Genomic DNA, 18,975 nt, shown 5'->3' with positions numbered 1-18,975 from the left:
ATTCTAGCTGTTCTGATAGATGTAAACCTCGGTAGCACCTAGACCGTATTTTTGATAGTCGGCATCATAGTATTTGAGATACTCATAGCGATCTAGCAGGAATTCTAGTTCCTGTTTTAGGACGCCTTCACCTACTCCATGGATAAAAATGAGTTTGGGTACTCGTTCTCTTTTTGCCCATTCAATTTTATCTCTAGCGGTGTCGATTTGCAGGTTGAGCATGTCGTAATTGTCCATGTACTGCGATTTATCGGTCAATTGGTGTATGTGTAGATCTACCTCAACCGCTGGTATGAACGCTGCTTTTTTACGTGATTGTATGCGGCGCTTTGATTTTTTAACAACTTCCTTTTTCATAGGTACGATGCCCTTGACATTGAAACGCTGATCTAGTATCAATTCCTGTTCATGATACTGTAACTCTATGTCGTCTGTGGATAGGATGGTTACTTGTTCCGCTTTCGCGAAAGCTACCACACCACTCACATCATCGTCAATTACCAGCACTTGATCTCCTTTCTTGAACTTACTCATCTAGATGGTCATTTTTATGAATAGACCAATGTTTACTAGCGCGATAAGCACCTACCATGAGAAAGATGATACCCAAGATTTGAGTATAGATGCTTGCCGTGGTAACTGTCAGAGTATAAATGAGTAACGCACCACCAACGATAATTAAAATACCGTTAAATAGCTGCTTATTGTTTTCGTTCATCGGTTTTATATGTATTTTGCCGACCTATTTGTATTTAGGTAGTAATATGCCTGAAATTAACGATATTACTCATTTAAAGAGTATATTTTTGTAATAAGTATAGACGTTTTTTATGAAAAACATTACCATAATTCTAGTTGCATTATTCACTACCAGCCTTGCGATGGCGCAGGTACAGGTAAACAATAATGCCTTCATTTACTCAAAAGGAACCGACATCGTCGTGAAGCAAGGTATTGTATTGCGCGACGCACCTGATGAGGTGGCAGATACACCTGGATCTGCAATTTACATGCGCGATGAGGCGCAACTGATACAGTTAGAGCCAAACGCGACAGCTAACGGCGGCGCTGGAACTTTTTCTGTATTTCAAGAAGGTGTTGCAGATAATTTTACCTACAACTATTGGAGTGCTCCTGTAAATTCTGGAGTTGGATTTTCTAACACGCAGATTTACTATCCACTATTGATGGAAGGATTTGCTAGAGAAACTGATCTGGTAATTGATGCAAACCGCGCTAGACTATATGAAAGATCAAGAAATGATGGTCGGACAGATGAGCAAGATTTTACAAATCCTTCTACTGAAAGCGGTCCAACGATAGTGACTAAGGATCTACGTATTGCTTCAAGGTGGTTATACAGTTACAATAGCGTAGGTGATGGTTCTGGCGGTGGTGGCGGTTATAGTGGGTGGCAAGCTTTTGCAGACCCAACGGCGATCGTTTTACCAGGATATGGTTTCACTATGAAAGGCGTTTTAGGAACTGGACCAAACATTGAGTCATCTGAACTAGGCTCTGGACAACGATATGATTTTAGAGGTATTCCTAATTCTGGTGATATCACCGTAGGTGTAAAAGCTGGTGATTTTTCATTAGTTGGTAATCCATATCCATCAGCACTTGACTTAAAAACATTTTTATTAGAAAATACAGAGATTTCGGCTGAGGCTTATTTCTGGGATTCTCAACCTACTACACACAAATTGGTAGATTATGAAGGTGGTTATGGTGTTTATACTCCAGGAACCGCAACTGATGGTACAGATGGTATGTATGAAAATGCAACATTTAGAAGATATGATTCTAGCGGCGAGCCCTTGAGTGGATCTGTAGGAAGAGATGGCGGTATTACACCAGTAGGTAATACGGCCTCCAGAAGATATGCTGCGATAGGTCAAGGATTTGTTATCCAAAGAAATGTAGAGGATGGTTTTACACTCAACACTGACGGATATGCTACTTTTAAAAATTCTCATCGTGTTTTCGTTAGGGAAAACCCAACATCAAGTTTATTTAAATCTGCTCCTGGATCATCTAGTGTTCAAGCATTAGATTCCAATGGTACTCCCATGAGATCTAGAATTAAGATTAATGCATTTATCAACGGTCAGTATAACAGAAGTATCACGCTTGCCTTTGGTGATGATAGTACCATAGGTTGGGATCGTGGTCTAGAAGGAAGTAATGCAGCAAATCGTGTTGCCACGGATATGTTTATGCCTCTAGCAAACAATGAGTTTGTTATACAAACGGTACCATTCAATAAAGAGGAAACTGATGTGCCACTAGGATTCGCATCTCAAGAAGCTACTTCTACTTTTGATGTACGTGTTTATGACATGATCAATTTTGATACAGAAGACATCTTCATACACGATAAGTTGAATAACACGTATCACGACATTTTAAATGACAGCTTCGAAATCACTGTAGAGAAAGGAACGTTTGAAGATCGTTACAGCATTGTTTTCGAAGAGCAAAGCACATTAAGCAACGATGATGTTCTAGCTAATGAAGATAGCTTCAATATTTTCCAAAACAACACCAATGCAACTCTTACAGTTCTAAATCGCGACATGCAAGATGTAGCCGATATCTCTATCTACGATCTTGCTGGTAGACTAATTACTAGTGAAAGCAATAGTGATCTAGCGGAGCGTTACACGTTTAATACGTCCAACTATGCTGCTGGAATATATATCGTGAGAGTAACGACTCAAGATGAGCAAGAAATATCTACTAAAGTTAGCGTGTCTAACTAATAAGAGTACAGAGCATGCAGGATGAATGGATGTTGCCCTGCATGACCAAAAAAATAATAGGAATGGACTGTCCTGGATGTGGTATCCAGCGGTCCATTTCTCTTTTATTCAAGGGCGAGATCATCGACTCGTTTTTAATGTACCCTGGATTATTTCCTCTAGGGTTTTTATTGTTTTTCCTTACATTTGATTTATTCTATAAGGTTAAGGGTACTGAGCACATAAAGCTATGGGCGACCATCATTACCATTGGCACCATTATAACCAGTTATATTATTAAAATAACCATTTTTTAAACCAACCATTATGCAAAAATTAAATACAACCACAGTTTACATACTTTCTATTGTAGGTTTTCTGTGCTGTTGCGCTTGGGGACTAGGATTAGTCGCCGCTATAATCGCCTTTGTTATCGCCAACAAAGAATTGAAAAAATACGCTGAGAATCCAGAACAATATTCAAATGGACCAGCTATGAAAACAGCTAGAACCGTAGCTCTAGTTTCTCTTATAGTTTCTGGACTTGTAACAGCATGGACTGCTTTTAACTATTTCACAACTACAGAAGAAGAGCAGCTGGAGCAAACTCTTGAAATCATGGAAATGATAGGTGTACCTCAAGAGGTAATCGACCAGGCAAGAGCGGATGCTGAAGCTAGTATGGACGAGTAATAGCAACATAAATGCAAAAACTCAATACAACCGCCATTTACATTCTATCCGTTGCAGGTTTTATCTGTTGCTGTGTAGGACTAGGTATCATTCCTAGTGCCATTGCCTTATTCATAGCTCAAAAAGGATCATCAAAGTATAAAGAAAATCCAGAGCAATATGAGAATGGCAAGGCCATGAAAAACGCTAGAATTGTTGCCATTGTGGCTCTAGTTCTTTCAGCAGTTGTATTGGTGGGATATATCATCTTCTTCTCGCAATTTGATAACAAATGTGAGATTTATGAATGGTATATAGATTTTGCTAAGAATAATCCTGATGTAACTGACGAGCAACTTGCACCGTTCTATGATGCAATGGAACAGGAAGGCTGTATGTAAACTAATCCGGTATAAATTAGAAAAAGGGAAAGCCATCGCTTTCCCTTTTTATTTTAAAATTTGCCATTTTTGTCTTTCCAATAATATCATATAATGCAAAAACTCAATACGACGTCCGTTTACACTCTATCTGCTCTGGGAATATTGGGTTGTTGTTTTGGTCTAGGTATTGTTCCTGCAATCATCGCGCTCATGATGGCAAACTCTGGTTTGCGTAAAATCAAACGCAATCCAGATATTTTCTCTAACGGTGATGCTATGCGTAAGGCAAGAAAGGTAGCGCTGGCATCTGTGACCCTATGCAGCATCATGGTAGCCTTGATCGCTTATCACTACATCGCTTATAGTGAAGAAGAGCGAATAGAAAGACAAGTAGAAATCATGGAAACCCTAGGACTACCAGACACTTTTATCGAGCAGTCAAAAAATGCAGAACAAGCGGACGAGATCGATGCTCCATCAAGAAAACCAGAAGAATAGAAACAAAAAAGGAACGCTATCACATTCCTTTTTTAGTTCATAGAAATTCTAAATGTTTATTCAAACTCCTTAAGTGTCTTGATGATAATATCAATACACTCATCGAGCTGTTCCATTGTCATGACCAGCGGTGGCGCAAATCGTATGATGTTACCATGGGTAGGTTTTGCCAATAAACCATGGTCGCGCAATCTCAAACATATATTCCATGCCGTATCAGATGTTTCTGAATCGTTCACAACGATGGCGTTGAGCAGACCACGACCTCTTACCAGCGTCACGGTATCTGTAGTTGATATGTATTCGTTAATTCGTTTTCTGAAATGCTCTCCTAGTTTTCTCGCATTTTGCGCTAATGACTCATCTCTTACCACATCTAGCGCTGCCATGGCAACTGCGGCGGCCACTGGATTACCTCCAAAGGTACTACCATGTTGACCTGGCTTGATTACATTCATGATATCATTATCGGCTAGGACAGCACTAACAGGATAGGCACCACCTGATAAAGCCTTACCTAAAATTAAAATATCAGGTCTAGCATAGGTTTGTTGACGCTCGCAGTGTCCTTGACACGTACATTTACCACAAACGGCTAGCAAGGCTCCAGTTCTAGCAATTCCTGTTTGAATCTCGTCTGCGATAAACAGTGCTTCATACTTTTTACAAAGCTCACGTGCTTCACGCATGTAATTATCATCTGGCGTATAAACACCAGCTTCTCCTTGAATAGGCTCAATAAGGAAGCCAGCAACATTCTCTTGTTTTAACGCATTCTCTAGTGCATCAACATCATCATAAGCTACCTTGATAAATCCCGGAGTATAGGGTCCAAAGTTTTTTCTTGCTCCTTCATCGTTTGAGAAACTTATGATGGTTGTAGTTCTACCATGAAAGTTATTTTCAGCCACGATGATTTGTGCCTGATGTTCTGGCACACCTTTTTTCTCATAGGCCCATTTACGGGCAATCTTGATAGCAGTTTCAACAGCTTCTGCACCGGTATTCATGGGCAGCACCTTGTCAAAGTCAAAATAGTCTGTCATGTACTTTTCATAAACACCTAGCTTATCATTGTGAAAAGCGCGCGAGGTAAGTGTCAGGGTTTGTGCCTGCTCATTCATCGCATTTACAATCGCTGGATGACAATGCCCTTGATTTACAGCACTGTAGGCACTTAAAAAGTCATAATAGCGCTTTCCTTCTACATCCCAAACATATACGCCATCACCACGATCCAGGACTACTGGCAGTGGATGATAATTATGCGCGCCGTGCTCATTTTCTAGTTCTATATATTCTTGTGATTTGCTTGCTATTGTGGACTCCATGTAAATATTTCAGTTTATTGCAATTTACAAAACCTTGTCGCTGCTTATCCTTAAAGCTGGGATAAAATCTGTTACCAGCTAAGTCATGAACTTGCTAGTTTTATCACCTGTCAAACGGCATTTGTTACAGATTGGCTTAATTTTGCATTCTATGTCAAAACGAAGAAGAAGAGCCCAAAAAACATTTGAAAATGTACCCGTTGTCGATGCTGGTGCGCGAGGAAAAAGCGTTGCCAAAACAGAAGCTGGCGAAGTCATTTTCCTAACTGATGCCGTTCCTGGAGATGTTGTTGACATAACTACCTTCAAAAAACGTAAATCCTTCTATGAGGGCAAGGTCACAAACTTTCACAAGAAGTCAGACCGCAGGACGACGCCCGTTTGTAAGCATTTTGACACTTGTGGCGGCTGTAAGTGGCAACACATGACCTATGAGAGCCAGTTATATTTCAAGGAAAAAGAAGTGGTGCAAAATCTCACGCGCATAGGTCATCTTGAATTGCCAGAGATCACTCCTATCGCTGGTAGTAGTGAGCAATACTATTACCGCAATAAGATGGAATTCAGCTTTTCTGCAAATCGCTGGTTGACGCTAGAAGAAATACAATCTGACGTTGAGATCGATGATAAAAAAGCACTGGGTTTTCACATTCCTGGCATGTGGGACAAGATCTTGCACCTGGATGAATGTCACTTGCACCCAGCTATTGGTGAGCGTATTCGTTTAAGTGTGCACGCTTTCGCGAAAGCGGAACAGATATCCTACTACAACCCAAGAGAAAAGCACGGTACCTTGAGAACGTTGATGTTGCGCATGGCGTCGACCGGCGAAGTAATGGTTGTCATCCAGTTTTTTGAAGATCATAAACAGCATAGAATAGCCTTACTGGAACATCTCAAAAATCAATTTCCTGAGATAAAATCGCTGCAATATATCATCAATGAGAAGGCAAATGACACCATTTATGATCAAGACGTGATTTTATACGACGGCGAGGATCACATCATGGAGCAAATGGAACATTTGAAATTCAAGATAAGTGCCAAATCCTTTTACCAGACCAACTCTCAACAAGCGCTGGAACTTTATCGCATCACCAGAGATTTTGCAGGACTTACAGGCAATGAAACGGTTTATGATTTATATACAGGTACGGGAACCATCGCCCAATTCGTTGCTGCAAAGGCTCAAAAAGTAGTAGGCATCGAGTCTATACCACAGGCGATTGCAGATGCTCAAGAAAATGCTCGTAATAATAATATAGAGAACGCTAGTTTTTATGTAGGTGATATGAAAGACGTTTTCAATGAGGACTTTATAGCGACGCACGGCAAACCTGATGTGGTGATAACAGATCCACCGCGTGATGGTATGCATAAGGATGTCGTGGCCCAACTACTGGTTCTTGCGGCGCAACGCATAGTATATGTAAGTTGTAACAGTGCAACACAGGCACGTGATCTTGCGTTACTAGATGAGAAGTATGAAATTACAAAACTACAACCGGTAGATATGTTCCCACAAACGCACCATGTCGAGAATGTTGTCATGCTAGAATTGAGAGGCAATGAATAGAATAATAATGTTGCTTGTAGGTTTTGTATTGCTGCTTTCATCTTGCGTGGAAGATCAATCCATCGAGTATGACGTTGACGCAGAAACAATTATTGCTGGTAAGATCACGGTAACTGATAGCACCGCAGGAAATGCTGTGAGCTTGCGGTTTTATGATTACACTACGGCAAGCATGCAGGTAGAAGATATCAAGGTAAAAACTGATGGCTCTTTTAAAGCAATCGTTGACATCAAACAGCCTCAAGAAGTAATGATTACCGCATATAATGTCATGCCAATCATAGCCGTTCCAGGCGACTCCATTCATATCAATTTTGTGGATCACATAAATCCAGTAGAATATTCCAACAGCATTGAATTTAAAGGTGATCGTTCTAAAGAGAATCGTTTATTGAAAGCTTATCGCGAGGAAATGTCTCTGGGCATTGACGAGTTCTATGACCTTGAGCTAGAAAATGGCTCACAGGACCTTAAACAATATTTGTTAGATCAGCGACCAGTCGCCATGTACAATAAGCAGTTTAATGAGTTGGAAACCACACCGCTTTTTGAAAAATACACCAGCGCCGAAGAAAAGTACTTTGCAGCAGCAACGCTCATCGATTATGTCAATTATAGAAATTATAGAGGTTATCCAGCTCCAGATCCTGACGATTCATTTTTTGATTTCGTCGCTGATATTCCTGAGCTGGAAAATGATGATCTGGTCAACACAAATCTAGTATCGAGGCTCATTTACAATTTGTCGTACCATTATCCTATGCGGGCGGCCGTACAAGGATCCGAAGAACCCATATTTGACAAAACTCAAAACGACATCAAAGCAGTTAAACTTATTTTGAGCAATGAGGACAGGCGACTGCTTCACTCCTATGTCGCCCATAAATTAATCATGCGCAGCTTTGATGATCAAGACCTCAAGGTCTTTGAAGATACTCGTGAGCAGCTTCAAGATTTTATTGAAGAAAAACAGCTCTATGAGGAATTGGCTGATAGATATGATGAACTCAAAAAATTACTAGAAGATCCAGCACTTCCAGAAGAGGCTATTATAGAAGAATTTAATGCCGAATCGTCCAGCGCATTTCTTGATGATCTTATCAGGGCTGCAAATGGTAAGGTTATTTACATAGATAACTGGGCTACCTGGTGCCAGCCGTGCATTCAGGAATTTAAAGATGCGTCTAAAAAGCTGCATGCAGATTATCAAGATCAAGTGTACTTTGTTTACCTATGTCATAATAGCAGAAAAGAAACGTATTTACCCAGCATCGCGCAATATGAGATTAAAGGTGTACACTATTTTCTAGAAGATGAACAATCTGTATGGATGCAGCAGGCCTTGAATATTGAAGGTTTCCCAACATACACGATAATCAATAAAGATGGTGAGATCGTAAAATCTGACTATATTCATCGTCCCAGCTACGGGCCTACAAGAACAATCCTAGAGCAACTTATCAATGAATAATCGTATCATAATCATTTTTATAGCTTTGATTGGTCTATCGACCTCATCTTGTGAGCGTGACGACCTGTGTATTCCAGAAGATGACACCACACCCAGAATGATTGTCATTTTTACCGATAGGCTCAATCCCAGTGAGCGTAAGGATGTAGCCAGTCTCAGAGTGAATGAGGTAGATCGCGATGAATTTGCTCCGCTTAATCGCGATGGCGCCACTAGTTTGACACAGGTGGACTCTATTGCGCTACCCTTGCGCAGCGATCAAGGATTGACAGACTTTACTTTTATACAGTCTCTAAATCAAGTGGACAGTTTTGATGATGTAGCGTTTGAATATGAGGTAGATCAAGAATATATTTCACGCGCCTGCGGCTTTAAAAGCGTTTATGAAAATCTCATAACAACTTTACAGCCTAATGCAGACGATCCATGGATTGATAGCATCATCGTGTTAGAAACTGAAATTAACGACAATCAAGATATTCATGTTGAGATACGCCATTAGCCTACTTTTCATGATACTGTGTAGCTTTAGTCATGCGCAGCAACAGCAACCTCAAGAGGCACTTGAAGTCCCACAAGATTCCACTTATAACATCGTTACCTATGGCTTGAGAATAGGACTCGACATTGCCTCACCATTGCGAACGGCTCTGGATGATGATTACACAGGTTTCCAACTATTAGCCGATTATAGACTTACAGATCGTTGGTATGTTGCCGGTGAGATAGGTACTGAAAGTATAGATCGCACCAGTGCTGCTGTTGATTTTGAAACCGATGGATCATTTATTAAAGCTGGTGCAGACTTTAATCTCTATCGCAACTGGGTAAACATGGATAACATGATCTACGCAGGTTTTAGGACAGGTTTTAGCACATTCTCGCAGCAGCTGGATCGATTTGACATCAATCAGGATAATAATTATTTCCCTATTGACAGCATTGAAGCGCAGCAGGAATTTAACAACCTTACTGCGTTCTGGATAGAACTGCAAGTTGGCGTCAAGGTAGAATTGATTGACAACTTATACATGGTGGCAAACGTGCAGCTTAAAAGACTGGTCAATGAAGATCAACCTGATGGATTTGATAATCTTTTTGTGCCAGGATTTGGGAGAACTTTTGATACTAACGAGATAGGCGTTGGTTACACGTATGGAATACAGTACCGCATTCCGTTTTTTAAGAAATGATGGTCGTGCGTTAGCTTTCGCGCCTGCCTGCCGGACAGGCAGGAAAGCTGAAAAACAAAAGAGCCTCTACCACAGTAGAAGCTCTTTTATTATTGAGTAGCTGCAGGAATTATTCTTCCTCACTTGCAGCGTCTTCTTCACTAGGCAGTAAATCATTCTTTTGTAAGATGTTGTACCACTGCACTACTTTCTTAATATCACTGGGATAAACACGATCCTCATCATATTCTGGAAGCACTTCATTGAAGTAGGCAGACAATTCTTCCTTACTGCTTTTATGATTGATCGCTGGGCCTTGATCTTCTTTGGCTGCCATTTTATTGAAAACATCTTTTAATGGCATCTCTGCATCATAAGTGTAGATCGAGATATCCTTGAGAACGCTCACATTGTGGTTCATACCTACAATCGAGGTCTTATTGTCCACGATAGACTGAACTACAAAACCACTGCGGGCTTTATTTTTCAATTGATATAAACCTGGTTTACCAGTGATCGATAAAATATTATCTAGACTCATGAAGTTCTTTTTTTAAGCGGCGCAAATATATAAAACACAAGTTATCTGCGGCCTTTCACATCAGGAAAACGCATGCGATAGTCAACGCTAGTCTTTCCTTTGGAAATATTATTCAGTTTATTTTTAATCAAACGCTTTTTAAGGCTGGAGATTTTATCAGTAAATAAAATTCCTTCTATATGATCGTACTCATGTTGGATAACACGTGCGATAAGTCCATCATAAGTCTCTGTATGTTTTTTAAACTCCTCATCATAGTAAGTGATAGTGACATTTTCCTGCCTTGAGACATCTTCACGCACATTGGGAATACTCAAACAACCTTCATTAAAAATCCACTCATCACCAGATTCATCCTCAATTTGTGCATTGACAAATACTTTTCTAAAGGCAGCCAGTTCTTTTTGCTCCTCTGAAGATAAATTGGGATCATCACTAAATGGTGCGGTATCTACTACAAATACACGTACTGCAACGCCCACTTGCGGTGCGGCAAGACCTACACCACTGGCATTTTCCATCGTTTCCCACATGTTGGCAATAAAGTCCTGTAACTTGGGATAATCTGCATCGATCTCTACTGTTTCTTTTCTCAAGACAGGATCGCCGTATGCCACAATAGGTAAAATCATATTCTCACTTTTTAATGTCGTTGTTTTTTATCCAGATAGGTTTGCAAGATAATAGCAGCGGCAATTTGATCAACCATGCCTTTATCGCGACGTTGTTTCTTTTTCATACCACTATCAATCATGGACTGGAATGCCATTTTTGAAGTGAAACGCTCATCTACGCGCTCAATACTCAACTGCGGATATTTTTCCTTGAGCTCGCCAGCAAAAGCATTAATCACACCACCCAATTCACTATCGGTATAATCCATTTGTTTGGGCTCACCTATCACAATGGCTTCAACCTCTTCTTGATTAAGGTAATCTTCTAGAAATTTCTTGAGTTCATAGGTCTTTACGGTGCATAGGGCGCTAGCAATCATTTGCAGTGGATCAGTCACCGCGATGCCCGTGCGCTTTTTACCGTAATCTATAGCTAGTATACGTCCCATAATCGCTGCAAAAATAGGTATTTAAAGCGGTAAAACAGCTGCAAACACTAGTATCTCAAGTTAAGGCAGTCATGCAAATCGATCCACACCGTACTGTGAAGTCAAGCAAAAATAACTACCGGTGCTTTATCTTTGGGATATAAAACAACCACGCTTTGGAACAACTTAAGAATGTCATAGAAAACGCATGGGACGACCGCTCCATGTTAGAAAATCCAGTAACTCAAAATGCTATACGCAGTGTTGTCAATTTACTTGATCTAGGTGAACTGCGCGTTGCAGAACCTATTGAAGGTTCATGGCAAGTCAATGAATGGGTCAAGAAAGCCGTGGTGCTCTACTTCCCAATCCAGAAAATGGAGACCATTGAATGTGGCCCATTAGAATTTCACGATAAAATACCACTCAAGACTGGTTATAAAGAAAAAGGGATACGCGTTGTACCGCACGCTGTGGCGAGACACGGTGCTTATATTTCAAAAGGTGTGATCATGATGCCTAGTTATGTCAACATAGGCGCTCATATTTCTGAAGGTACCATGGTAGATACTTGGGCAACCGTAGGTAGTTGTGCGCAAATAGGTGCAAATGTTCACTTAAGTGGTGGCGTTGGTATAGGTGGTGTTCTTGAGCCACTACAAGCTGCGCCGGTAATCATTGAGGACAACGCTTTTATAGGTTCTAGATGCATCGTGGTAGAAGGTGTACGCGTAGAGAAAGAAGCCGTTCTAGGTGCTAATGTCGTCCTAACAGCAAGTACCAAAATTATTGACGTCACCGGCGATAAGCCAAAAGAAATGAAAGGAGTTGTACCTGCACGATCGGTAGTTATTCCCGGTAGTTATGCCAAGGAATTCTCAGCCGGAACCTACAACGTACCATGCGCGCTCATTATAGGAACGCGCAAGGAAAGCACTAATAAGAAAACCTCACTCAACGATGCCTTGAGAGAATATGATGTAGCCGTCTAGTGCGCGTTCTGCTTATTCAATATAAGATGCTAGGCGACGTGCTCACCAGCACCGTGGTTGCAGACGAGTTGAAAAGATCTAATCCTAATGCGATTGTCGATTACTTGATTGTGCACAACGCTGTTCCTGTAGTTCAAGGGCATCCAGCGATTGACAATTTGATACTTGTCAAGCCACAGGAATTTAGCAGTTTGGCTGGAATAATTACGCTTTCGCGAAAGCTGAATAACAATAAATACACGCACATATTTGATGCTTATAGCAAAAATAACAGTGGCTTTCTTTGCTCACTACTCAAGGCAGAGCACAAAATAGGATATGATAAATGGTTTGGTTTTCTTGCCTATCAAGAAAAGGTAAGTGACCAGGCAGATAAGCAACAGTTCCCTAGTGGTTGGGCCATAGGCAGTCGTTTGCGATTGCTGGAACCAATTACTGATGATATCGACTACAGTGTAAAGCCACGCATACATCTCACTGAAACCGAGGTAGAATCTGGGAAGCAGTGGTTAGAACAAAGTGGCGCGCAGCTAGACAAATCGATTACGATGATAAGCGTTTTGGGATCCAGTGAGGTCAAAACCTTGCCATTTGCGACCATGGCACAATTGTTAAATCATCTAGTTGAGAAAACCAACACACAGATTTTCTTTAACTACATTCCTTCACAAAAAGATGATGCGTTTGCCATCTACCATCTGTGCAAACCACAAACTCGTGAACATATTTTAATAGATGATTTTACAGCCAGCTTGCGAGACTTCTTAAAAGTGTTGGCAAACTGCACAGCAATCATAGGTAATGAAGGTGGCGCCATAAACATGGCCAAAGCACTTGATATCCCTAGTTTCTCTATCTACAGTCCATGGGTACCACAAGAGGCATGGAACATTTCAGAAGATGGTGAGCAACACCTATCAGTCCACCTCAAAGATTTGAAACCAGAATTGTACGGTGATAAAAAACCAGCCGCATTCAAGTCAAACAGTCTAGAAATGTATCAAAATTTTGATGCTGGATTGATCATCAAATCCTTAGATCAATTCATACAGTATCATTATTAAGATACTTCTTTGTTAATTCCATGAGGAGTAAATTGTCTTTTCTCCTTGCGAGTTGCCTTGCGTATTGCTTTATTTTTCTTGAGCGTTTCCTCGTTTTTGTATCCTCTAGAATGATCCAGATGCAAGCAAACAGCACTATATCTAATTTGCTTTGACTTGATCTTGATGTTGTAAAGTCGCTCGCCTAGTTCACGATCTTGACCGCCATATTGCATGCGCTCATCAAACCCATTTACCTTGATGATGTCTTTTAACCAACCACTACTATTATGTCCATTCCAGCTAGCGTTTGTTGGCGTTATTGCTTCCATAACACTTGCTTCCACAAAACCACTTGATAGCTTTTTGTTCTTAAAACTCTCAGGTAAACCTTTAGAATGAAGCCAGTCTAGGTCAAAGCATCGTTGTGTAAGAATGTCCTCCTTGGTAATGAGTTGTGACAACTCTAGTGGTAATTTATAATAACCGCCCGATAAAAAATAACCTGGCTCTCTGCGTTCATAATGTATCTGTAGAAAATCTTCTCTAGCGATACAATCACCATCACTCATCACCACATAATCTGCTGCGCAGGCGAGTATGGCTTTATTTAAAATTTTACTTTTTTGAAAACCATCATCCTCATGCCACACATGTTTAATGACACGGTCGCTTTGACTAGTGTACTCTTTAATAAAGTCTATCGTCTCATTTCCCGAACCATCGTCCGCAATGATGATCTCAAACTCTCTAAAGATTTGATGCTCATAACTCCATAAGGTCTTTTTGAGCCATTCTAGTGAATTATAAGTACTCAAAATCAACGAGATGATAGGCTTTCTGGGCATTTTGGACAATTTTTTATAAAAGTCCACAATACCTGCATCATTTCCAACCTACAGCCTATTTTTGTCAGAAAGCACGCTAGATTTTGATGAAGAAATACCCAATCACAGCCTTAATCCCATGTTACAATGAGGAGCACAATATTATAGAGGTCTTGAAGGGTGTTTCCTTTTGTGATGAAGTGATGCTGGTAGATAGCTTTAGCACTGACAGGACCGTTGAACTTGCTCAACCTTATGTAGACGTCGTTCTTCAAAGAGAGTATGAACACAGTGCCAGCCAGAAAAACTGGGCCATACCCCAATCAAAATATGAATGGATCCTACTTGTCGATGCAGATGAGCGCGTGACGCCAGCATTGCAGGAAGAAATCATTAAAAAACTTGAAGAAGAAAATGATGATGACCTAGCCGGATTCTGGATAGGACGTCGCAACTTTTTCATGGGCAAACAAGTACGGTACAGCGGCTGGAAGAATGATAAAGTCATTAGATTCTTCAAAAAATCAAAATGTCGCTACCTAGATCTACACGTGCATGCAGAGATTGTGACCGATGGCCGCGTAGAGTCGCTAAATCAAAAATTCTTGCATTACAAGTATAACGACATTGATAAGCATATTGTGAAACTACAACGATATGCCAGCCTACAGGCACAGGATTATGATAAGAAAACAGGTAAGATCACAGCCTTTCATATGCTTATAAAGCCCACTTACGGATTCTTCAAACACTATTTTTTACAACGTGGATTCTTGGATGGTTTTGTAGGTTTTGTAATTGCTTACCTGCGCGGTTACATGATTTTTATGCGCTATGTAAAGCTGTGGTTGTACAGGCGTAATCTCAAGTAATTACGAGAATATACTCTTGAGCTTTTTTTTGAATCGCTTCTTGCGATGATATTTCTCTTGAAACTTCTGTGTATAAGACCACATAGTAGCAATAGATTCAGCTGGATCCTTTCCTGAAAGTCTAGCATACTCTGCACCCATGATGTCGTACATCCATTTTTTAGGTGACAGGCGTTCAAAGTTTTTCAATCGATCTTCATAGGGTATATCATAGAATTTCATGCGGTTGAGATCCACCAGGAAAAACTCATAGCTATCTCCTACTTTTTTGATTAACGTGTTGCCAGGTGAATGATCCAGGAAATAAATATGCGCCTCATGCATCTTGAACATGAAAGCTGTAAAGGCTTTCAGGACTTCTTCCTTATTTTCTATAGTATTATCGTTGATCAATTCTCTATAGGTATAATCATGCTCAGCGTACTCGCTTATGTAATAACTATCTTTAAAAGACAACGTATCGACACGCTCTAGATAAGCCAGTGGTGCTGGGGTTCCTATATTATGTTGCTGTAGATAGACTGCATTTTCATAGGATCTTTTTGCCTTGCTATCTCTTAAAAATCGGTAGGCCAATTTGTTGACGGCATTTGGAATCTTGAATGACTTTACAACGAGTTTTTTGCCTTTATCTTCCACTATCCTAATCGCGTTACGGTCGTCGCCCAGTTGTTGAGACGATTTTTTGAAGTTTTGTAGAATGTGGTGAACACGCTTTCGCGAAAGCGTAATACTCTCAAACCTCTCTACCATAGACATACATCGACAACATTAAATGAATTGCCTGCAAATTTACCGTTTTAACTGCTAAAGTGGTATCGCCTTACAAAGCATCGACGGCTAGAATTTTCAATTGCCTATTTTTGTTCAAATCAAAGGATAGACGTGATAAAAGCAACGCTACAACGCAAATGGTTTAAGTTTTTGAGATGGGCACCACTGTTGTCCAAAGAGCATTTTTATAAGGCTTTTTATAAGTATTATAATAACCACGAGCTTGATCTTGAAGATCCTAAATTGATCAATGAAAAGATCACGTGGATGAAGATGTACTTGCACGATCCCATGATCACAACACTCGCTGATAAGGTCAAGGTGCGCGAGTTTGTTAAGTCAAGGATAGGTGAATCCTACCTGAATGAAGTTTACGGTATCTATAAGCGCCCAGAAGATATTAATTGGGATGACTTACCAGATCAATTTGTTGCCAAAGTCAATCACAGCGCAGGACGCAACAAGATTATTCTAGACAAAAGCAAAGTAAACCGCAAAGAATTCAATGCTTTCTTTAGAAAATATCTCAAAGAAGATTACTACATGCGTCGCGGTCTAGAATGGGCCTACAAAAACATCGAGCGTCGTATTTTGATAGAAAAACTACTGGTGCAACCTGGCATGGATGACTTGATTGATTATAAATTCTATTGTTTTAATGGTGAGCCAGATTTTGTCCAAGTCAATCAGCATGTTGATGGAGTTTACTTCAAGGATTTTATGACCCTGGACTGGATACCTACAATCTTCAAGCATTCCCATAGGGAACGAACCGATGCGATACCCACCAGACCAGAGAACTTTGAAGAGATGATCGAGTTAGCCAAAAAACTAACCAATGGCCTGCCCTTCGTACGCTGCGACTTCTACAATATAGCTGGCAAGATCGTTTTTGGCGAGATGACATTCTATCCATCTGATGCGCGCAGACAATTTGAGCCTTATGAGTATAATAGAATTCTAGGTGATAAAATCACCTTGCCAAAAATTCCAGCAGGTCAAAAAGAAATTACAGATTTAGGAATAAGTTACTAGCGGTCTAGTACTTTCTGTTTTTGAGAAAGCGAGGCACTTAGGGGCGCACCACGCAGTAGCAGTTGAAAAAGTCTCCAATTTTTAGGTTTTACAAGACTAGAAAAGAAGTACTTCACAACATAAAAGCACAACATAAATCGATGCGCTAAGAATCCATGATGTTTGTGGATCAAATAGAGCAGGCTGATTTTTTGCTCCATTTTAATCACGATGTTTTTAGTCGTGCTGGCACCTTGCAAATGGATATATTCCTGCTGTGGATATAGGTAAGCGTCCTTTTGCAGCAGTTTTTTAAGCCGCATGCATAAATCGCTCTCTTCATAATACAAGAATAAATGCTGGTCAAATCCACCTACTTGATTAAAAGCAACTGCATCGACAAATAGGAAGCTGCCCTGCATGTAATCTGCTTTGATGGGTTTATTATACTTGATCTTGCGTTTTGGGTATCGAGTGCTGTCCCATTTTTCAAGAAAACCTCGTTTGAGTAGTTGCCTTGCTGGTGTGGCATAGTGATCTAAGGTAGATCTAAAGCTCCTATCTGGACCCAGCATTTGTGGTGAACAAACACCTATATGTGGATTTGTAGTCATGAAATTCTGCAAATCCTTCAAAGTATTCTGTTGAACAAACAGTACATCACTATTGATAAAGGCATAATATTTAGATGGAGCCGCATGAGAAACGGCAAGCATATTTCCTGAACCAAAACCTGTATTTATCCTGCTGCGCACCAATTTTAATCTAGAATCGGCAATTTGATCAATTAATGTCTTCAATTGCTCAAAGTCTTCATATTTGGAGGCGTTATCTGCAACAACAATCTCATAGTCTAGATTGTCGCTAGTAAACTTTTGGATAGATTTTATGGCTTCAATTGTTAATTGTGCCGTGTTGTAGTTAACGATGATACAAGAAACATCAAGCATAAGCAGCGTTTTTGACTACATTGATCCATCGACTTGAAATACTCTCGATGGCAAAATCGCTGGCTCTTTTCCGGGCGGCGATCTTCATTTCTGCGCTAGGTTTATCTTTCATAATGGATGCTAATTTGCCGATAAAGACGTCTTCCTCAAATATATATCCGTTCACAGCATGATCTATGATTTCCTTAGGGCCGACATGATCTGTGGTTATTGGAATACAACCGCAAGCCATAGCTTCAATTATGACCATACCAAACAATTCCTGCCAGCGCTGCGTCCTGCGCGCATATAAAATCAAGTAATCCGATTGCTGAAACAATCTACTCACCTCAACCGCAGATTGTGATGCAGGTAGGTAATGCAAATGATCATTTTGATTAGCAGCCGTTTTAACCGCATCCACATCATCGCCTGATCCCATGAAAGCAAATTTGAATTCGGGATGCTGCTGCGACCATTTCAACAAATCATCAATACCTTTTTCTGAGACCAATCTACCAGCATAACAGGCATCATAGATTCGTTCAACATCAGATGTCTTAAATACGGATGGATCATAGCTATGACCTACTACCGTGATAGGCGCTGTGATTTGATAATTTTCTAGCAAGGATTCCTTTGCAGTTGCAGTAACTGTATAAATATGCTCGACGTCCTTTTCTAGAAACTGCTTCCAGCGAGTAAGAACTTTGTTTGTGACCTTTTTACGTTTAGGATAATCCGTTCCATCCCAAATGGGCCAGGATGTATGATAATATACATGATGATTTTTCAAGACTTTCAAGATCCTGATGAGCTTGCTGTCATAAGGCGCGATGCCCAACACCACAAATTTGTTTTTTGAAAACCATAAGGAAATCAACGTGGTTAGATTGACCAACTGTTTTTTGACAATCGATCCATTAAATCTGATAATTCCCTTGAAGAGTTTACTAATTATAGAGAACTCTCTAAAAACAACCTGGACACCATTTGCATTTGCAGCATGCACCAAAGCTCTATAATGCGATGGCTCGCCTGATTTGTGCAAAACGATAATGGTTCCAGCCTGATGCATGAGCTCACAAATCTAG

At 40.3% G+C, this 18,975-nt stretch carries 23 protein-coding genes; 13 read left to right on the top strand and 10 right to left on the bottom strand.

Annotation, left to right across the window (positions count from 1 at the left end; all coding sequences use genetic code 11):
• Positions 1-3: 3 nt before the first annotated feature.
• On the bottom strand, positions 4-534 hold the full coding sequence (locus EJ995_RS05840; protein ID WP_126446547.1) for a Smr/MutS family protein: 531 nt from the start codon (positions 532-534) through the stop codon (positions 4-6).
• Positions 527-718, bottom strand: coding sequence for a hypothetical protein (locus tag EJ995_RS05835; RefSeq protein WP_126446545.1), 192 nt, complete (start codon positions 716-718; stop codon positions 527-529). Before EJ995_RS05835 ends, EJ995_RS05840 begins: the two co-directional genes overlap by 8 nt.
• Before the next feature lie 112 nt (positions 719-830).
• Between EJ995_RS05835 and EJ995_RS05830 the strand changes: the two genes are divergently transcribed.
• The 5 genes from EJ995_RS05830 (at position 831) to EJ995_RS05810 (ending at position 4,297) form a co-directional block, all read left to right on the top strand.
• Positions 831-2,765, top strand: coding sequence for a T9SS type A sorting domain-containing protein (locus EJ995_RS05830; protein ID WP_126446543.1), 1,935 nt, complete (start codon positions 831-833; stop codon positions 2,763-2,765).
• A 41-nt stretch (positions 2,766-2,806) separates the two neighbouring features.
• Positions 2,807-3,061 carry a DUF2752 domain-containing protein gene (locus tag EJ995_RS05825; RefSeq protein WP_241234703.1) on the top strand — a complete coding sequence of 85 codons (255 nt, stop codon included), beginning with the start codon at positions 2,807-2,809 and terminating at the stop codon, positions 3,059-3,061.
• Positions 3,062-3,071: 10 nt separating this feature from the next.
• Positions 3,072-3,437, top strand: coding sequence for a CCC motif membrane protein (locus tag EJ995_RS13240; RefSeq protein ID WP_126446539.1), 366 nt, complete (start codon positions 3,072-3,074; stop codon positions 3,435-3,437).
• An 11-nt stretch (positions 3,438-3,448) separates the two neighbouring features.
• The gene (locus EJ995_RS05815) at positions 3,449-3,817 is read left to right on the top strand and encodes a CCC motif membrane protein (protein ID WP_126446537.1); all 369 of its coding nucleotides are present in this window, start codon (positions 3,449-3,451) and stop codon (positions 3,815-3,817) included.
• Between the two features lie 93 nt (positions 3,818-3,910).
• Entirely contained in the window at positions 3,911-4,297 is a 387-nt protein-coding gene (locus EJ995_RS05810; protein WP_126446535.1) for a CCC motif membrane protein, read from the top strand.
• Positions 4,298-4,353: 56 nt separating this feature from the next.
• Here EJ995_RS05810 and rocD read toward each other — a convergent pair whose 3' ends face one another.
• Complete coding sequence (rocD, locus tag EJ995_RS05805; protein WP_126446533.1) at positions 4,354-5,628, bottom strand: ornithine--oxo-acid transaminase; 1,275 nt, start codon at positions 5,626-5,628, stop codon at positions 4,354-4,356.
• Positions 5,629-5,779: 151 nt separating this feature from the next.
• Here rocD and rlmD point away from each other — a divergent pair, with 151 nt between their 5' ends.
• From rlmD to EJ995_RS05785, 4 genes are read left to right on the top strand one after another with little or no spacing between them, the layout of a single operon-like run.
• Positions 5,780-7,204 (top strand): 23S rRNA (uracil(1939)-C(5))-methyltransferase RlmD, encoded by a 1,425-nt coding sequence (gene rlmD, locus EJ995_RS05800; protein WP_126446531.1) that lies wholly within the window; start codon positions 5,780-5,782, stop codon positions 7,202-7,204.
• On the top strand, positions 7,197-8,675 hold the full coding sequence (locus EJ995_RS05795; RefSeq protein WP_126446529.1) for a TlpA family protein disulfide reductase: 1,479 nt from the start codon (positions 7,197-7,199) through the stop codon (positions 8,673-8,675). Before rlmD ends, EJ995_RS05795 begins: the two co-directional genes overlap by 8 nt.
• Complete coding sequence (locus EJ995_RS05790) at positions 8,668-9,177, top strand: DUF6452 family protein (RefSeq protein WP_126446527.1); 510 nt, start codon at positions 8,668-8,670, stop codon at positions 9,175-9,177. The genes EJ995_RS05795 and EJ995_RS05790 overlap by 8 nt, the downstream gene beginning before the upstream one ends.
• A 10-nt stretch (positions 9,178-9,187) precedes the next feature.
• On the top strand, positions 9,188-9,868 hold the full coding sequence (locus EJ995_RS05785) for a DUF6048 family protein (protein WP_241234702.1): 681 nt from the start codon (positions 9,188-9,190) through the stop codon (positions 9,866-9,868).
• A 109-nt stretch (positions 9,869-9,977) separates the two neighbouring features.
• Here the strand turns inward: EJ995_RS05785 and EJ995_RS05780 are convergent, their stop codons facing one another.
• From EJ995_RS05780 to ruvX, 3 genes are read right to left on the bottom strand one after another with little or no spacing between them, the layout of a single operon-like run.
• Positions 9,978-10,388 carry a DUF5606 family protein gene (locus tag EJ995_RS05780; RefSeq protein ID WP_126446523.1) on the bottom strand — a complete coding sequence of 137 codons (411 nt, stop codon included), beginning with the start codon at positions 10,386-10,388 and terminating at the stop codon, positions 9,978-9,980.
• Positions 10,389-10,429: 41 nt separating this feature from the next.
• Entirely contained in the window at positions 10,430-11,020 is a 591-nt protein-coding gene (gene def, locus EJ995_RS05775; protein WP_126446521.1) for a peptide deformylase, read from the bottom strand.
• Between the two features lie 11 nt (positions 11,021-11,031).
• The gene (ruvX, locus tag EJ995_RS05770; protein ID WP_126446519.1) at positions 11,032-11,451 is read right to left on the bottom strand and encodes a Holliday junction resolvase RuvX; all 420 of its coding nucleotides are present in this window, start codon (positions 11,449-11,451) and stop codon (positions 11,032-11,034) included.
• Positions 11,452-11,606: 155 nt separating this feature from the next.
• Between ruvX and EJ995_RS05765 the strand changes: the two genes are divergently transcribed.
• Positions 11,607-12,422 (top strand): 2,3,4,5-tetrahydropyridine-2,6-dicarboxylate N-succinyltransferase, encoded by an 816-nt coding sequence (locus EJ995_RS05765; protein ID WP_126446517.1) that lies wholly within the window; start codon positions 11,607-11,609, stop codon positions 12,420-12,422.
• Positions 12,422-13,486 (top strand): glycosyltransferase family 9 protein, encoded by a 1,065-nt coding sequence (locus EJ995_RS05760; RefSeq protein WP_241234701.1) that lies wholly within the window; start codon positions 12,422-12,424, stop codon positions 13,484-13,486. Before EJ995_RS05765 ends, EJ995_RS05760 begins: the two co-directional genes overlap by 1 nt.
• Here EJ995_RS05760 and EJ995_RS05755 read toward each other — a convergent pair.
• On the bottom strand, positions 13,483-14,313 hold the full coding sequence (locus EJ995_RS05755) for a glycosyltransferase family 2 protein (protein ID WP_126446514.1): 831 nt from the start codon (positions 14,311-14,313) through the stop codon (positions 13,483-13,485). The genes EJ995_RS05760 and EJ995_RS05755 overlap by 4 nt on opposite strands.
• Positions 14,314-14,399: 86 nt before the next feature.
• On the opposite strand from EJ995_RS05755, the gene EJ995_RS05750 reads away from it, so the two are divergent.
• Positions 14,400-15,164: a glycosyltransferase family 2 protein gene (locus tag EJ995_RS05750; protein WP_126446512.1), complete on the top strand. Its 765-nt coding sequence runs from the start codon at positions 14,400-14,402 to the stop codon at positions 15,162-15,164.
• Here the strand turns inward: EJ995_RS05750 and EJ995_RS05745 are convergent, their stop codons facing one another.
• A complete protein-coding gene (locus EJ995_RS05745) occupies positions 15,165-15,923 on the bottom strand; it encodes a lipopolysaccharide kinase InaA family protein (RefSeq protein WP_126446510.1) in 759 nt (252 codons plus the stop codon). It abuts the gene before it with no gap.
• Between the two features lie 126 nt (positions 15,924-16,049).
• On the opposite strand from EJ995_RS05745, the gene EJ995_RS05740 reads away from it, so the two are divergent.
• Positions 16,050-16,973, top strand: a complete 924-nt coding sequence (locus EJ995_RS05740) for an ATP-grasp fold amidoligase family protein (RefSeq protein ID WP_126446509.1) — start codon at positions 16,050-16,052, stop codon at positions 16,971-16,973.
• Here EJ995_RS05740 and EJ995_RS05735 read toward each other — a convergent pair.
• A complete protein-coding gene (locus EJ995_RS05735) occupies positions 16,970-17,902 on the bottom strand; it encodes a glycosyltransferase (RefSeq protein WP_126446507.1) in 933 nt (310 codons plus the stop codon). The genes EJ995_RS05740 and EJ995_RS05735 overlap by 4 nt on opposite strands.
• On the bottom strand, positions 17,895-18,959 hold the full coding sequence (locus EJ995_RS05730) for a glycosyltransferase (RefSeq protein ID WP_126446505.1): 1,065 nt from the start codon (positions 18,957-18,959) through the stop codon (positions 17,895-17,897). Before EJ995_RS05730 ends, EJ995_RS05735 begins: the two co-directional genes overlap by 8 nt.
• Positions 18,960-18,975 lie beyond the last annotated feature (16 nt).

This window comes from Nonlabens ponticola (assembly GCF_003966335.1).
Taxonomy (GTDB): Bacteria; Bacteroidota; Bacteroidia; order Flavobacteriales; family Flavobacteriaceae; genus Nonlabens; species Nonlabens ponticola.
This window is presented reverse-complemented; position numbering and strand designations above follow the sequence as displayed.

Excerpts from the sequence above, each read along its gene's own strand:
- def (WP_126446521.1), bottom strand. The coding sequence starts at position 11,020 with ATGATTTTACCTATTGTGGCATACGGCGATCCTGTCTTGAGAAAAGAA.
- EJ995_RS05815 (WP_126446537.1), top strand. The coding sequence starts at position 3,449 with ATGCAAAAACTCAATACAACCGCCATTTACATTCTATCCGTTGCAGGT.
- EJ995_RS05780 (WP_126446523.1), bottom strand. The coding sequence starts at position 10,388 with ATGAGTCTAGATAATATTTTATCGATCACTGGTAAACCAGGTTTATAT.
- EJ995_RS05840 (WP_126446547.1), bottom strand. The coding sequence starts at position 534 with ATGAGTAAGTTCAAGAAAGGAGATCAAGTGCTGGTAATTGACGATGAT.
- EJ995_RS05790 (WP_126446527.1), top strand. The coding sequence starts at position 8,668 with ATGAATAATCGTATCATAATCATTTTTATAGCTTTGATTGGTCTATCG.
- EJ995_RS05735 (WP_126446507.1), bottom strand. The coding sequence starts at position 17,902 with ATGCTTGATGTTTCTTGTATCATCGTTAACTACAACACGGCACAATTA.
- EJ995_RS05745 (WP_126446510.1), bottom strand. The coding sequence starts at position 15,923 with ATGTCTATGGTAGAGAGGTTTGAGAGTATTACGCTTTCGCGAAAGCGT.
- EJ995_RS05830 (WP_126446543.1), top strand. The coding sequence starts at position 831 with ATGAAAAACATTACCATAATTCTAGTTGCATTATTCACTACCAGCCTT.
- EJ995_RS05785 (WP_241234702.1), top strand. The coding sequence starts at position 9,188 with ATGATACTGTGTAGCTTTAGTCATGCGCAGCAACAGCAACCTCAAGAG.
- EJ995_RS05825 (WP_241234703.1), top strand. The coding sequence starts at position 2,807 with ATGACCAAAAAAATAATAGGAATGGACTGTCCTGGATGTGGTATCCAG.
- EJ995_RS05755 (WP_126446514.1), bottom strand. The coding sequence starts at position 14,313 with ATGCCCAGAAAGCCTATCATCTCGTTGATTTTGAGTACTTATAATTCA.
- EJ995_RS05795 (WP_126446529.1), top strand. The coding sequence starts at position 7,197 with ATGAATAGAATAATAATGTTGCTTGTAGGTTTTGTATTGCTGCTTTCA.
- rocD (WP_126446533.1), bottom strand. The coding sequence starts at position 5,628 with ATGGAGTCCACAATAGCAAGCAAATCACAAGAATATATAGAACTAGAA.
- EJ995_RS05835 (WP_126446545.1), bottom strand. The coding sequence starts at position 718 with ATGAACGAAAACAATAAGCAGCTATTTAACGGTATTTTAATTATCGTT.
- ruvX (WP_126446519.1), bottom strand. The coding sequence starts at position 11,451 with ATGGGACGTATACTAGCTATAGATTACGGTAAAAAGCGCACGGGCATC.
- EJ995_RS05750 (WP_126446512.1), top strand. The coding sequence starts at position 14,400 with ATGAAGAAATACCCAATCACAGCCTTAATCCCATGTTACAATGAGGAG.
- EJ995_RS05810 (WP_126446535.1), top strand. The coding sequence starts at position 3,911 with ATGCAAAAACTCAATACGACGTCCGTTTACACTCTATCTGCTCTGGGA.
- rlmD (WP_126446531.1), top strand. The coding sequence starts at position 5,780 with ATGTCAAAACGAAGAAGAAGAGCCCAAAAAACATTTGAAAATGTACCC.
- EJ995_RS05730 (WP_126446505.1), bottom strand. The coding sequence starts at position 18,959 with ATGCATCAGGCTGGAACCATTATCGTTTTGCACAAATCAGGCGAGCCA.
- EJ995_RS13240 (WP_126446539.1), top strand. The coding sequence starts at position 3,072 with ATGCAAAAATTAAATACAACCACAGTTTACATACTTTCTATTGTAGGT.